Genomic DNA, 13,241 nt, shown 5'->3' with positions numbered 1-13,241 from the left:
AACTGAGCTAAGGGGGAACAAAATAATACTAGGATGTGGCTCCCCCTCCCCGACTCGAACGGGGGACCTGCGGATTAACAGTCCGTCGCTCTAACCAACTGAGCTAAGGGGGAACAACCTAGTGTTGAAAGATATTGGCTCCCCCTCCCCGACTCGAACGGGGGACCTGCGGATTAACAGTCCGTCGCTCTAACCAACTGAGCTAAGGGGGAAGCGCCTGTCTCTCAACGGGGCGAAATATTAATGACCCCACCTGCTAGTGTCAACTAATAAAATCGGCAAAAATAAAAAAAACGACTCGTTCGCCGTTTTTTCACTCAAATTGCCTGCTAAGCAGGCAAAAATGACCCCTGTTTGGGTTTCCCTGCATTGTCCCTCTGGTAATTTCATAGATAATTCGGCTCGTCAAAGGACAATCAAAGGCTTAGTTAAATTCTGCGAGGCCAAAAAATGAATGAAAATGGAACCTGGGTTTATCAGTGTAACAATGCTTTTTTGCCTATAGCGATCAAACCCTTATATTTAAAGGCTTCGATTAACTTATCCACGAAATCTGTGGATAAGTCTGTTTATTAATGGGGGGAATGCAGCATTGATAGGCGACAAGGAGCACTTGAGAAGAAAGCAATAGGTAAAATGCAAAAAACATTTCTTATATTTATCAATGAGTTATTTCGATATGCTTAAAAGTTACAAAAAGTGACATTCTTATAATTAGAACTGAGGGGATAATGCCGCTGTTGTGCAAAAATACAGCGTTAATTTGTGCAGATGTTTAAAAGGTGTAAATTAATTGTTTTTTGACGGGTTTCATTTGTATATATCGCTGAACAACGAAAAATGAACATTTTTTATGCGCTAATTAAGCATGGAAGGGGAGGCTTCGATGCTTTAGAATAGAGCGCTTGTATCAGCAGCAATAAGCGTTGTTATGGCTAAAGCCGAACCTGCAATGATCCTCAGTGCGCCCATTGTGCCAACCTTACGCAAAATGACCATTCCGATGATCTTCGGGATGATCTTTTTAATGCTTTTCAATCTTGTTGATACCTTCTTTATCAGTATGTTGGGCACCGAGCCCTTGGCTGCCATTAGTTTTACTTTTCCCGTTACCTTTACTTTGATCAGTCTGGCCATAGGTTTAGGTATAGGCACTTCTGCGGTTATCGCTACCGCCTTGGGGTCTGGGCAGCAATCGCAAGCCCGTTTCGATGGTGCGGTGGCCCTGATGGTTTCGGCCTTCTTAGTCACAATACTGGCCCTAGTGGGTTATTTTTGCAGTGATCCTATCTTTCTATTACTGGGCGCTGAGCCGCAGTTACTGCCATTGATAGATGAATATATGCAGGTGTGGTTTTTAGCCAGTGTGTTGTTGGTAACGCCTATGATAGGTAATGCCGTGCTCCGTGCTAATGGCGATACCAAGACGCCGAGTCTGATTATGGGAGCATCTGGGCTGGTTAATGCGGTGCTCGACCCTATTTTGATTTTTGGTTTTGGTCCCATCGAGGCCATGGGCGTACGCGGGGCGGCCATCGCCAGTGCCATTTCCTGGTTAATCGGTGTTGCCGCGATTTTATATATTCTTATTGTCCATCGTCAGTTAATTGGTATTCGTTGCCGCACCCAGTCATTCGTCGTCGCGACGCGAAAAATCCTTAAAATCGGCTTGCCAGCGGCCGGGGCGAATATGCTTACCCCCTTAGCCATGGCGGTGATGACCGCCATTGTCGCCCACTTTGGTGCCCCCGCGGTGGCCGCCTTCGGCGTCGGTAGTCGGATTGAGTCCATTGCCTCTTTAGTTGTGCTGGCCTTATCTATGACATTGCCTCCCTTTATCAGCCAAAACTTTGGCGCCGGCAATAAGGACAGGGTGGAGCAGGCCTATAAGCAAACCCTGAAGTTTGTGATGTTTTGGCAATTTGCCATTTATTTGCTGCTTATAGTGGTGGCTCCTTGGATTGCCGGTGCCTTTGCCACTGAGGCTCAGGTGCGTGAGTTGATTAAGTTATTTATCTATATTCTGCCCCTGACTTACGGTTTGCAGGGAGTGATAATCCTCACCAACTCGTCGTTTAATGCCCTGCACAAGCCCATGCATGCTTTGGTATTGAGTGTTGTGCGTTTGTTTGTGTTTTACGTACCGATAGCCTACCTGGGCAGCCTGATTGGCGATTTAACAGGCTTGTTTATCGGTGCCGCAGTGGGTAATTTATTAACGGCCATCGTTGCTTATTTGTGGTTCAGCCGCGAGCTTGAACGCCAAACCGTTTAACCAAGGGGTGTTATAGTGAAAGATGTTTTTGAGCTACATTCGAGTTATTCGCCCGGTGGCGACCAACCTACCGCCATTGCTCAATTGGTAGAGGGCCTGGAATCGGGCCTGGCGCATCAGACCCTATTAGGTGCCACGGGTACGGGTAAAACCTTTACCATGGCCAATATTATCGCCACCTTGAATCGCCCTACCATTATTATGGCGCACAACAAAACGCTGGCGGCGCAGCTCTATGGGGAAATGAAAGAGTTCTTCCCTAACAATGCGGTGGAATATTTCGTTTCCTATTACGATTATTATCAGCCCGAAGCCTATGTGGTTGCCAGCGACACCTTTATCGAAAAAGACGCATCGATTAACGAGCATATCGAGCAGATGCGCTTGTCGGCCACCAAGGCCCTGTTGGAGCGCCGTGATGTTATTATCGTTGCCTCTGTGTCGGCCATCTATGGTCTGGGCGATCCCGACTCTTATATGAAAATGATGCTCTTGCTTAAGGTCGGCGATACCCTTGACCAAAGGCAGATGCTGCGTCGCTTGGCCGAGCTCCAGTACACCCGCAACGATATGGACTTCAGTCGCGGCACTTATAGAGTGCGCGGTGAGGTGATTGATATATTCCCTGCCGAATCGGACGATATTGGTGTGCGGGTGGAAATGTTCGACGATGAAATCGAGCGTCTTAGCCTGTTCGACCCCCTGACCGGTCAGGTGCAAAAGAACCTGGTACGTGCCACCATTTATCCAAAAACCCACTATGTGACGCCGCGAGAGAAGATTTTAGGCGCCATCGACAAGATCAAGGTCGAGCTTAAAGAACGTCGCCAGCAATTGCTCGACGGCAATCGTCTGGTCGAAGAGCAAAGGGTGTCACAGCGCACCCAGTACGATATTGAAATGATGCAGGAGCTCGGTTATTGCTCCGGCATTGAAAACTACAGCCGTTATTTGTCTGGGCGCGCCCCCGGCGAGCCGCCGCCAACCCTATTGGATTATCTGCCCGATGACTCCCTGATGATCATCGACGAGTCCCATGTTACCGTGTCGCAGATAGGCGCTATGTACCGCGGCGACCGCTCGCGCAAAGAAAACCTGGTGGAATACGGCTTCCGTTTGCCTTCGGCCATGGATAACCGGCCCCTTAAGTTTGAAGAGTTTGAGGCGATTGTGCCGCAAACCATCTATGTATCGGCGACCCCCGGCGATTATGAGCTGAATAAATCAGCCGGCGAGGTGGCCGAGCAGGTCATTCGTCCCACCGGTTTACTCGACCCTCAGCTAGAGGTGCGCCCGGTCAGTACCCAGGTGGACGATCTGCTCTCGGAAATTTACCAGCGCGTGGAAATAAACGAGCGCGTCTTGGTGACCACCTTAACGAAACGCATGGCAGAGGATTTAACCGACTACTTAAGCGACCACGATGTTAAGGTGCGTTATCTGCACAGTGATATAGACACTGTGGAGCGCATGGAAATTATTCGTGACCTGCGCGCCGGGGTCTTCGATGTGCTTGTGGGTATTAACTTGCTTCGTGAAGGTTTGGATATGCCCGAAGTGTCTCTGGTCGCCATTCTCGATGCCGATAAAGAAGGCTTTTTACGCTCTGCTCGCTCCTTGATTCAAACCATAGGTCGTGCCGCCCGTCATATTAACGGTAAGGCAATTCTGTACGGCGATGTGATCACCAAGTCCATGCGCCAGGCCATGGACGAAACCGACCGTCGTCGTGAAAAACAAATTGCCCACAATGAAGCGCACGGCATTACGCCGCAGGCACTGAATAAGCGCATTACCGATGTGATGGATACAGGAGAGACGCCCAAGCAACAGCCAAGCGGTGCCCGTAAGGCAGGCAAGGGACGTAAGGGCGGTGATACTGAGGTGGTGATGGATGCGACGCAAATCGCCAAGGAGATCACCCGCTTGGAAGCGCAGATGCATGAATTTGCCCGAGCCCTGGAGTTTGAAAAGGCGGCGCAGGTGCGTGACCAGGTGCATCTATTGCAACAGCAACTGATCAAGAGTTAACGCTGGAGCCACTCCAGCGTTAACTTAAGCAATTACAGTTTTTTTGCCGCTTAATTTATTGCTCTGTTTGTCTTCGTACATGCGTTTATCGGCCTGTGCCAGCAGGGCGGCGATATCCAGAGTGCACTCGGTGTGGCAACTAAAGCCGCAGCTGATCGATGGATATATGATATGGCCCTTATAGTTTAGCGGTGAGCTCTCAATATGCAGGCGCAGCTTTTCGACTATGGCGGCAATTTGTTCGTCGCTGTTGATACGATGTAAGAGCACTAAAAACTCATCACCGCCGAGGCGGGCAATAATGTCCGAGTCGCGCAAGGTGCGCTGTAATTCCTTCGCTATATGCACCAGCAGTGCGTCCCCACAATCATGGCCGTAGCTGTCATTTACCGCTTTAAAGTCATTTACATCGATATTGATAATGGCAAAGTACTTGTGTACATCCGAGCCTCGGGTGAGGTCGTCCAGATGCAGCATAATGGCACGGCGGTTGGCGAGCAGGGTGAGGTCGTCTTGCAAGGAGGTGGCCTTGACTAAAAAGTAGGCGCGCACCAAGATGGCGACAGATACAAATAACACCAGGCACAAGAGCGCCCCAAGGGCACGAATAAGGGTGGCATGACGCTGGGGCTCGGCATTAAACTTTGCCGCCAGTGCCCAGCGACCATTGGGAAGATGTAAGGGCAAGATCACATCGGCATGCGTAAAGGTGTCGGCATCACCATAAAACACCAAGGAGCCCTCGGCGGTGTTTTTTAATGCGTATTGCACCTGCTCCTGAGAGTCCAGCTCCAGCAAATGATAAAGGGTAGTAATGTCCAATACCAGGCTTAGGGTGCCCCAGTAACTGCTCTTATCGGCGGGGGTGGCAAACAGTGGAAACTGAGCCAACAGTGCCTCACCGCCTTGCACCAGAGTGAATGGTCCGGCGAGCACCACGGATTGAGTTTGTTGCGCCTGCTCTATGGCGGCAAATTGTTTTTCATCGGTGCGATAGTCAAACCCTAGGGCTCTTTGATTGCCTTCTAAGGGATAAACATATTGGACTATGTTGTTTGGAGCCAGGGTGATACTGCGCACCAGTTGCGAGCGCGCCACCAATTGGGCGGCGATATGCTGCCAATGCTGGGCGGTAAATTCGCGATTGATATTGGCAATAACCACCAGACTTTCGGCGGCAAAGATCTCTTGATTCAAGGTGGTTTCAAGTTTGGCACGCAGCAAGGCCGATTGTTTACGCAGGTAGAGTTGCTCTTCCACATACTCTTGTTGTTGATAGAGGTGAGCAAAATACTCGATCACAAAGGCACTGGCCCCCAAATAAAGGGTGCTGAGCAAGATAAGCAGGAGTATGGAGCGTCTTGTCATATTAGGTGCACTGTACGGCTTAAATTCAGAGGTTATTTATCTCTTGTTCGACACTAAATCCTTTCTCCGTGACTATGGCTTCGAGCACCTGTATCCGCTCTTTAAGCTGGCTGATTTGCGCTGACATTGTGTCTGTTTGCTGGCTTGCCGCCTGGTATTGATCTTGTAGCTTGGAGAGTTGCTGGCCTTGTCGGCGCTGCGTGCGCAGGCCGAAGCTAAATGCTAAGGCTGCGATAATCAGCAGTAATATCATGTATATAAGCATGGCTATATCTTGCTAGCGAGAATAATCTCAGTATAACTGCAAAATGCCACAAGGCCACTGATGGGGCAAAATTATCAGTGGCTTAGGTAGAAAGAGGGGGCTTAAGCTTCGTACGGCAGGGGATCGACGGCGTTATTAAGGGCAAATGCTTCTAAACGCTCCTGACAGGCACCGCACTTTCCACAGGCTTGCTCGCGGCCATTGTAGCAGGTCCAGGTCTGGCTGTAGTCCAGGCCCATTTTCAGACCGTCGGTGAGAATGTCGATCTTGCTGTTATCAAGATAAGGACAAACGATTTCAACTTCGTCATAGTTGGCGATACGGCATACATCGTCCATTTTCTTCACAAACTCAGGGCGGCAATCCGGATAGATGGCGTGATCACCCGAGTGCGCACCGTAAAATACCTTGCTGGCCTTCAGTGACACCGCGTAGCCCACCGCCAAAGACAATAAGATCATATTGCGGTTAGGCACTATGGTGCTCTTCATGCTTTCTTCTTCGTAATGCCCTTCCGGCACGTCGATATCGTCGGTCAGTGATGAGCCGCCAATTAACTGATTAATTGCGGAAATATCGACTATCTTATGATTAACGCCGAGTTGCTCGCACACCTGCTTGGCTACTTCCAGCTCTTTGACATGGCGCTGGCCGTAGTTAAAGGAAAGGGCATAGACCTCGTGACCTTGACGAAGTGCCTTGTTGAGCACGGTAAAGGAGTCCATGCCACCGGAATATATTACAACGACTTTTTCTGCCATTTGCCTGCGAGCCTTTTAATCATAGAGGTTTACGTTAGGGCGCGGTATACTACAGGGTTTGAGCTTAGATCACAATTATTCGCCGTTGGCATTTGCTTTAGGTCGGGTATTTGTGAAGAGCGATTGTTAAGTTTTAGCAGCAGGTTAGATTTTTGTACCAAATAAACGAGATTTTTGAAACCATCCAAGGGGAAGCCAGTTTTACCGGTACGCCCTCAATTTTTGTGCGTTTGCAGGGCTGTCCTGTGGGCTGCTCCTGGTGTGATACCAAACAAACCTGGGATGCCAAAGACAGTTATGTGGTGTCCTTGGAACAAACGGTGGAAAAAAAGTCCGACTCCGAACATTGGGCCAAGGCCGATGCCGAAGATATTTTGGCGCTGTTCCAAAGCCGTGGCTATCGCGCCAAGCACGTGGTGATCACAGGCGGTGAACCTTGTTTGTTTGACCTCAATCCGCTGTGTGAACTTCTGCATCAGCATGGCTACAGCACCCAAGTCGAAACCAGCGGCACCTTTGAAATCAAAGTGCCGGCGCAAACCTGGGTGACGGTATCGCCGAAAATCAATATGCGCGGTGGTTATGAGGTGCTGGCCAGCGCCATGAAGCGCGCCAATGAAATTAAACATCCGGTGGCGATGCAAAAGCATGTGGACGAGCTAGAAGAGCTGTTTAAAGTGACAGGTGTGCACCCGCGACTGGTCTATCTGCAGCCCATCAGTCAAAAGGCCAAGGCAACAAAACTGGCCATAGATACCTGCATCAAGAAAAACTGGCGATTATCTGTACAGGTGCATAAGTATCTGGGGATTAACTAGGCTTGGCTTATTAAACATAAAAAAACGCGGCTTAAGCCGCGTTTTTTGTCTTTCTAATTAAGCATTATCTGCCAAATAGTCGATCACCACCTGGTGATGATCCTTGGTTTTAAACTTATTGAAGACATGTTTAATCTTGCCGTCTTGGCCGACTAAAAAGCTGATGCGGTGAATGCCATCGTACTCTTTACCCATAAACTTCTTCAAACCCCATACGCCGAAATCGTCCGCCACCTTGTGGTCTTCGTCGCTTAACAGCTGGAAGTTAAGTTCTTTCTTGGTTTCAAAGTTCTTCAGTTTCTTCACCGGATCCGGGCTGATACCCACAGCCACTGTATTGAACTTGGCCAACTCGGCCTTATGATCGCGCAGTTGCTCTGCTTGTACTATGCAGCCTGGAGTCATGGCCTTGGGGTAGAAGTACACTAAAACTTCATGGTCCTTTAATAGCGCTTCTAGGCTAACCGCTTCGCCGTTTTGATCCTCAAGGGTGAAAAGTGGCGCTTTATCGCCCGCTTGCAAGGTGTTCATAATGCTGCGTCCTTATCTGATCCGCTTAAAAGTATAATCTATGTTCAGGCGCTGAGATAACGCCTCAAAGGCCACCTTAAAGGCATCAATATCAAGCTCTTGTGGCACATTAAACTCGAGTTCGCAGCGCATTTGAATGTCGTCGCCTTGCGCGTAGGTGTCCGATTTTAAAGAGCAGATGCTGATATTGTGTTCGGCAAAATAACCGGTGATCTTACTCAGGGTGCCCGGCGTGTCTATACCCATGTATTCCAAGGTATAACCGCCACTAAAAAGCTCTTCGGTGTGGCTGGAGGTGCGTTTCATCATGGTCAACAGCCCCAGCTCCATGCCTTTATTTGGCAGCAGGTGCTCGACTCGGCTAATGGCAGCCATATCGCCGCACAGCAGCATAATAAAGGTGAGTTCATTGCCTAAAATGGCAATGCGGCTGTCGGTGATATTGCAGTGACAATCGCTGACCAATTGCGTTAAGGCGCTAACCACCCCGGCTTGGTCTTCGCCAATTGCGGTGATCACTAACTGTTGTTTGGCCAATTCGCCCATTGATTTGCCCTTGCTAAATGAAAACAATCTTTTGGCGGCGCAGTGTAGCATAAACGGGGTTTTAAAGGGCAACTTTTAGCCGTACCTTGCTTTATTACCTTTTCGATGGCGACATTCTTGTTTTTAACCTCGTGTAAAAGTACCATAGTGAAAATTTTTATAAGCCATTGCTGTGCGCCAGCACAACACTGGTGTGGGTGTCGATACTCGGGTTGAACGCCTTGGTATGATAGGCAAGACAACTAAGCCGTTGTTAAGTTGAATCTGACACTGAACCAATTACCACTCACTGACTCAAAGTCCGTACAATAATAATGGTGAGTAAAGGAGAACAACAAAGTGCAGTATTGGATCCCTAAAGTATTGATCTTGAGTGCTTTAGTCACTTTGAGTGGCTGTGGCATTTTTACCAACGAGGCACACCACAAGCGTAACTATCAGGCGAATCAGCCATTAGTGACCCCTCAGGGACTCGATGCACCGCGCCAGGACCCTACCTATAAGGTGGACGTGGCGAGCTACGATAACAGCGAAGACGCCAAGACAGTTAAGCCGCCAATGCAGATTATGCCTATTGCCCAGGGCAGCTGGATTGAAGAAGGTGACAAGGTAGCCAGGGTTTACTTCGATAAAAACGATGGTATTGAAGATCTTGACCAGTTTATTTTGGCGGCCGTAGAAGGCGTTCTGGAAAACTACAACACACCTGTGACCAATAGGTCACAAACCAGCATCGAAAGTGATTGGTTTTCTATCGTAAAAGTTGAAGAAGGTTGGTTATGGGACGATGAAATCGTTGCCGAACAGCGCTACAAGTTTACCGTTGAAGAAAAAGATCACCAGCGCACCGCGTCTTTGCGTGCCGAGATGATTGATTATCGCTCGCAGCAAGTGCCGCTAACGCCTCTATTACAACAACGTTTGGAAACCCGTGCCCTTAATGGCGCGATTGCCGAATTCGATTATCGCTACCGTCAGTTACAGGTCGAACTGCGCCAGCGCCAAGGCATTATCTCTCTGGCTTTAGGCTTTGATAATCAAGGCAATGCGGCGCTGATCACCGAGCAGGACAAAAACCTGGTGTCAGAGCGCTTCAGTGCCTTCTTAGAGCGTCTACAATTTACTATTATTGAAGTGGATGCCGAAAAAGGCCGTATTATTGCCGACTACACCCAGCCTGAATCTAGTGTATGGGATTCGATTTGGGGTGAAGAGGCAATGCAATTGCCTTTAGAAGACGGCCAATATCAGATTCTATTGGATAACGCCAAAGCTGGCGGTACCAGCATTACCTGGATGGATAAAGACGGTGAGGTGCTTGAGCCCGGCACCATGAATGATTTACAGCAAGCCCTAGTAACGGCCCTGCGTGCTCGCGGGATTCAACTGTAATCATCTGATTTTGCTGTAAAAAAGGAAAGGGGTTGAGTCACCTTTCCTTTTTTATTTGGAGCTAAAAGAGGCAGGGCAGCCCAAAGATAACAAAGAAAATAAGTAACGATTATGACAACAAGCCAGCCACGGTCAATGACCAACACTTTACTGACGTTTTTAATTCCCTCGCTGATCGGCGTCTTTCTCTTTATGGTGCCTATCCCCTGGGATGGTCAGATAAAAATTAGCGTGGCGATTTTGGCGGATATGTTACGTCAAGCCCTAGCGCCCATCGCCAGCACCTTGCTGTTGGTGATTATTTGTATGACCGGCCTGTTATCCTTGTTGATGACCCTGATACAACCGCGCTCCCTGTTTGAAAAGCCCATGATTCGCCATCTCTTCCTGGTAACCCCGACCTGGCTGGTTGTGCGCCTTGTGGGCATGGTGTTTGTGGTTATGACCTATTTCCAGCTTGGCCCCAAGGCTATCTACTCAGACGCTACTGGCGCCTTTGTGTTGACTGAGTTGCTGCCGTTACTGCTTACCGTGTTTATTCTGGCTGGCTTCTTATTGCCACTGCTTTTGAATTTCGGCTTGCTTGAGCTGGTTGGTACCCTGTTTACCAAGATTATGAAACCCTTGTTTGGTGTGCCCGGCCGTAGTGCCGTAAACTGCGCTGCTTCTTGGCTTGGCGATGGCAGTGTCGGTATTTTGATGACCGCCAGACAATATGAAGAAAAGCATTATACGCAAAAAGAAGCGGCCATTATCGGTACCACCTTCTCGGCCGTGTCTATTACCTTCTGTTTTGTGGTTATAGGTCAGGTTCGCCTTGAGCATCTATTTGCACCCTTCTATTTAACCGTGTGTTTGGCTGGTGTGGTGTGTGCGCTGATTTTGCCGCGTATTCCTCCTCTTAGCCTGAAGAAAAATATTTATGTCGATGGCACCAGCCAATGCGACGACAACGAGGCGGTGCCAGAGAATAAAAGCCTGTGGCGTCAGTCAGTGGATATGGCTCTTGATAAGGCGCGCCATGCCAAAGGAGTAAAAGGCACGGTAGAAGAAGGCCTGCACAATGCACTGGATATGGTGTTTGCTGTGTTGCCTGTGGTAATGGCCGTGGGTACCTTTGCGCTTATCGTTTCTGAATATACGCCGGTATTCCAATGGCTGGGTAAACCCTTTATTCCTTATCTTGAACTTTTGGGTATTCCCGAGGCGGTGAAGGCTTCAGAAACCATAGTGGTGGGTTTTGCCGATATGTTTATCCCGTCGATTTTGGCGGCGTCGAATATCGACAGTGAAGTAACGCGCTTTATTATCGCGGCCATGAGTGTGACCCAGTTGATTTATATGTCGGAAGTGGGCGCGCTCTTGCTGGGCAGTAAGATCCCGGTGAATATTTTTGAACTCTTTGTAATTTTTATTTTGCGTACCCTGATCACCTTGCCAGTGATCACCCTGATGGCAAAATGGCTGGTAGCCTAGGGTTTTCCTAGGCACATACACCAAGGCTTTAGGACTCTTTTTCGTCGCTCTTTGAGTCCTGTTGCTTGGCCTTTTCGATAGGGTCCTGATTGAACTTTTTAAGGTCCATTTTCGCCGAATATTTTAACAGTGCGATATTGCTCCAGATCACCGCCAATACCAAGACGATGATCAGGATTACATGCCAGGTTTGCATTGCAGTGTCCGCTATATTAAGTGCAGGGTAAGGGAGTGCCCTTTATAACTGACAACCTAGTTGCGATGCAACATCTAGAACGATTTAGTGGAGTCTTCATAGGCTATGGAAAAGGTACTAATTTGGCCGGAACAATATCCGTTATTACTCAAAGGACTTATTGAGCAAAACGGCGCCTTTATACTCGATGCTTTGGAAGCATGGCCAGCTTGTAGTACAAAAATCGAGGAAGAGGTCAGCACCACCACGCTGCCACCTCTGTATTATCTAATTTGGCTGCAGCCGCGTGACCCTTTTGAAGAGTGCACTTTCCAGCATATCAGCGACGTTGACGAGCAGGCTCTGCGTTATATTCAGGCGGCTAAAGAATATTTCCTGAGCAATGACTACACCGCCGAGCAAATCAGCGAAATGCTGCTTGCACGCCTGGCTCAGTACGCCGATATTAATGCGCAAATTCAGGTTGAATCACCGCTTTCGCTTGCCAAGCTGTTGTTTGAGCAGCGCTATTTTTCTTTGTTGGCGGAGCTGTTGGAGCGCGATGTAAAGCTGAGCAGCGCTGATATCTTGCTGCTTTGGCAGGAAGTGGATTTTCGCCCTAAACTGGAGCCTTATCTGCCGGATTGTGCGGCAGACTTGCCTGATTTACTGGAAGCGGCGAAGACCGAACTTATCCAGGGCCATGACTTTTTCACCCTGTTGCAGTGCCTCTCTAATGAGGAGAATCTGCAACAGCTGTTAGAGCAGGCCTTACTGGCTCATTTACACAGTGAGCATGCCAAACAAAGCCTGGCGATGCGCTTTATTGAACAGGGCGCACGGGGCAGTGAACAAAACGAGCAAGGGCAAACGGCACTTATGTTGGCCGCCGAGAAAGGCTTTGTCAGTGTGATTGAAGCCTTGCTTAACCACGCATCGCTCGATGCCAAGGACCATCAGGGTAACAACGCCTTGCACTATGCGGTTGGCGCCGACAACGGCAATTGTTTAACCGTGCTGCTGCGCGCCGGTGCGAATTTCCATGCTAAAAACAATGCCGGACTGAGCTGCTATCGCTATGCGGTGGAGCAAAACCGTAAGGCCTTAGTGCGTCTTATGGAGCGCGAGTTTGGCATCAAGGAATTATCACCTCAGGGTCAGTATATGCGTATTGCCAAGGTGCATGCCCTGCATGCCTTGGTAATGTTGCTCCTGCCGCTGCAACTGTTTTTCTTTTTTGATGACGGTATCGACTATAAAAGCGAGCTGACCATGGTCTTTACCATGCTCTCCGTGGTGGCGATATTCTTTGCTATTAGCCTAAAGCGCTGCGCCTTATATCCGCAGTTGCGTCATCCATTTGGGCTTGGCTTATTAAGGGTGGGCTCTGTGCTGTCCTTGTTGGCGCAATTGGCATTGCTGAGCGTGGTAGGGCTGGCATTCTTAAGTCAGCTGGGTGGCTAAGCTCTGATACCAATTCACTTAAATAGCTAATCATTCTAGTGGGCTAAATATCGTGCTTACTGCGTTGGAATTTTTCTATGTAGAATAACTACATAAAAAAATTCCGCCTTGTTATCACATCATTTATCCAGCACTATCT

The 13,241-nt window shown here is 48.8% G+C and carries 12 protein-coding genes and 2 tRNA genes; 6 read left to right on the top strand and 8 right to left on the bottom strand.

The window, feature by feature from the left end:
• Nucleotides 1-36: 36 nt before the first annotated feature.
• Both C2M34_RS11075 and C2M34_RS11070 read right to left on the bottom strand, forming a co-directional pair.
• A tRNA-Asn gene (locus C2M34_RS11075) sits at nt 37-113 on the bottom strand.
• A gap of 22 nt (nt 114-135) precedes the next feature.
• Nucleotides 136-212: transfer RNA gene (locus C2M34_RS11070), tRNA-Asn, on the bottom strand.
• 719 nt (nt 213-931) lie between these two features.
• Here C2M34_RS11070 and C2M34_RS11065 point away from each other — a divergent pair.
• Entirely contained in the window at nt 932-2,275 is a 1,344-nt protein-coding gene (locus C2M34_RS11065) for an MATE family efflux transporter (RefSeq protein WP_105214333.1), read from the top strand.
• A 15-nt stretch (nt 2,276-2,290) separates the two neighbouring features.
• The gene (uvrB, locus tag C2M34_RS11060) at nt 2,291-4,306 is read left to right on the top strand and encodes an excinuclease ABC subunit UvrB (RefSeq protein ID WP_105258788.1); all 2,016 of its coding nucleotides are present in this window, start codon (nt 2,291-2,293) and stop codon (nt 4,304-4,306) included.
• Between the two features lie 24 nt (nt 4,307-4,330).
• Here the strand turns inward: uvrB and C2M34_RS11055 are convergent, their stop codons facing one another.
• From C2M34_RS11055 to queC, 3 genes are all read right to left on the bottom strand, one after another.
• Complete coding sequence (locus tag C2M34_RS11055; RefSeq protein WP_105214329.1) at nt 4,331-5,674, bottom strand: diguanylate cyclase; 1,344 nt, start codon at nt 5,672-5,674, stop codon at nt 4,331-4,333.
• A 25-nt stretch (nt 5,675-5,699) separates the two neighbouring features.
• Nucleotides 5,700-5,939, bottom strand: coding sequence for a hypothetical protein (locus C2M34_RS11050; protein ID WP_105201557.1), 240 nt, complete (start codon nt 5,937-5,939; stop codon nt 5,700-5,702).
• 101 nt (nt 5,940-6,040) lie between these two features.
• Entirely contained in the window at nt 6,041-6,700 is a 660-nt protein-coding gene (gene queC, locus C2M34_RS11045) for a 7-cyano-7-deazaguanine synthase QueC (protein ID WP_105189125.1), read from the bottom strand.
• Nucleotides 6,701-6,852: 152 nt separating this feature from the next.
• Here queC and queE point away from each other — a divergent pair, with 152 nt between their 5' ends.
• A complete protein-coding gene (gene queE, locus C2M34_RS11040) occupies nt 6,853-7,518 on the top strand; it encodes a 7-carboxy-7-deazaguanine synthase QueE (RefSeq protein ID WP_105214327.1) in 666 nt (221 codons plus the stop codon).
• Nucleotides 7,519-7,575: 57 nt separating this feature from the next.
• Here queE and bcp read toward each other — a convergent pair whose 3' ends face one another.
• Nucleotides 7,576-8,049, bottom strand: coding sequence for a thioredoxin-dependent thiol peroxidase (bcp, locus tag C2M34_RS11035; RefSeq protein ID WP_105258787.1), 474 nt, complete (start codon nt 8,047-8,049; stop codon nt 7,576-7,578).
• 12 nt (nt 8,050-8,061) lie between these two features.
• Nucleotides 8,062-8,595, bottom strand: a complete 534-nt coding sequence (locus tag C2M34_RS11030; protein ID WP_105214323.1) for a glycine cleavage system protein R — start codon at nt 8,593-8,595, stop codon at nt 8,062-8,064.
• Between the two features lie 339 nt (nt 8,596-8,934).
• On the opposite strand from C2M34_RS11030, the gene bamC reads away from it, so the two are divergent.
• Both bamC and C2M34_RS11020 read left to right on the top strand, forming a co-directional pair.
• Nucleotides 8,935-9,987 carry an outer membrane protein assembly factor BamC gene (gene bamC, locus C2M34_RS11025; protein WP_105201552.1) on the top strand — a complete coding sequence of 351 codons (1,053 nt, stop codon included), beginning with the start codon at nt 8,935-8,937 and terminating at the stop codon, nt 9,985-9,987.
• Nucleotides 9,988-10,122: 135 nt separating this feature from the next.
• On the top strand, nt 10,123-11,463 hold the full coding sequence (locus tag C2M34_RS11020; RefSeq protein WP_442792508.1) for a YjiH family protein: 1,341 nt from the start codon (nt 10,123-10,125) through the stop codon (nt 11,461-11,463).
• Nucleotides 11,464-11,491: 28 nt separating this feature from the next.
• Here C2M34_RS11020 and C2M34_RS11015 read toward each other — a convergent pair whose 3' ends face one another.
• A complete protein-coding gene (locus tag C2M34_RS11015) occupies nt 11,492-11,659 on the bottom strand; it encodes a DUF2897 family protein (RefSeq protein ID WP_105258786.1) in 168 nt (55 codons plus the stop codon).
• Nucleotides 11,660-11,764: 105 nt separating this feature from the next.
• Here C2M34_RS11015 and C2M34_RS11010 point away from each other — a divergent pair, with 105 nt between their 5' ends.
• Nucleotides 11,765-13,102: an ankyrin repeat domain-containing protein gene (locus C2M34_RS11010; RefSeq protein WP_105201549.1), complete on the top strand. Its 1,338-nt coding sequence runs from the start codon at nt 11,765-11,767 to the stop codon at nt 13,100-13,102.
• Nucleotides 13,103-13,241 lie beyond the last annotated feature (139 nt).

It is taken from the genome of Pseudoalteromonas sp. T1lg88 (genome assembly GCF_002964765.1).
Classification (GTDB): Bacteria; Pseudomonadota; Gammaproteobacteria; order Enterobacterales; family Alteromonadaceae; genus Pseudoalteromonas.
This window is presented reverse-complemented; position numbering and strand designations above follow the sequence as displayed.

Excerpts from the sequence above, each read along its gene's own strand:
- C2M34_RS11055 (WP_105214329.1), bottom strand. The coding sequence starts at position 5,674 with ATGACAAGACGCTCCATACTCCTGCTTATCTTGCTCAGCACCCTTTAT.
- C2M34_RS11010 (WP_105201549.1), top strand. The coding sequence starts at position 11,765 with ATGGAAAAGGTACTAATTTGGCCGGAACAATATCCGTTATTACTCAAA.
- C2M34_RS11015 (WP_105258786.1), bottom strand. The coding sequence starts at position 11,659 with ATGCAAACCTGGCATGTAATCCTGATCATCGTCTTGGTATTGGCGGTG.
- bcp (WP_105258787.1), bottom strand. The coding sequence starts at position 8,049 with ATGAACACCTTGCAAGCGGGCGATAAAGCGCCACTTTTCACCCTTGAG.
- C2M34_RS11030 (WP_105214323.1), bottom strand. The coding sequence starts at position 8,595 with ATGGGCGAATTGGCCAAACAACAGTTAGTGATCACCGCAATTGGCGAA.
- C2M34_RS11050 (WP_105201557.1), bottom strand. The coding sequence starts at position 5,939 with ATGCTTATATACATGATATTACTGCTGATTATCGCAGCCTTAGCATTT.
- C2M34_RS11020 (WP_442792508.1), top strand. The coding sequence starts at position 10,123 with ATGACCAACACTTTACTGACGTTTTTAATTCCCTCGCTGATCGGCGTC.
- queC (WP_105189125.1), bottom strand. The coding sequence starts at position 6,700 with ATGGCAGAAAAAGTCGTTGTAATATATTCCGGTGGCATGGACTCCTTT.
- C2M34_RS11065 (WP_105214333.1), top strand. The coding sequence starts at position 932 with ATGGCTAAAGCCGAACCTGCAATGATCCTCAGTGCGCCCATTGTGCCA.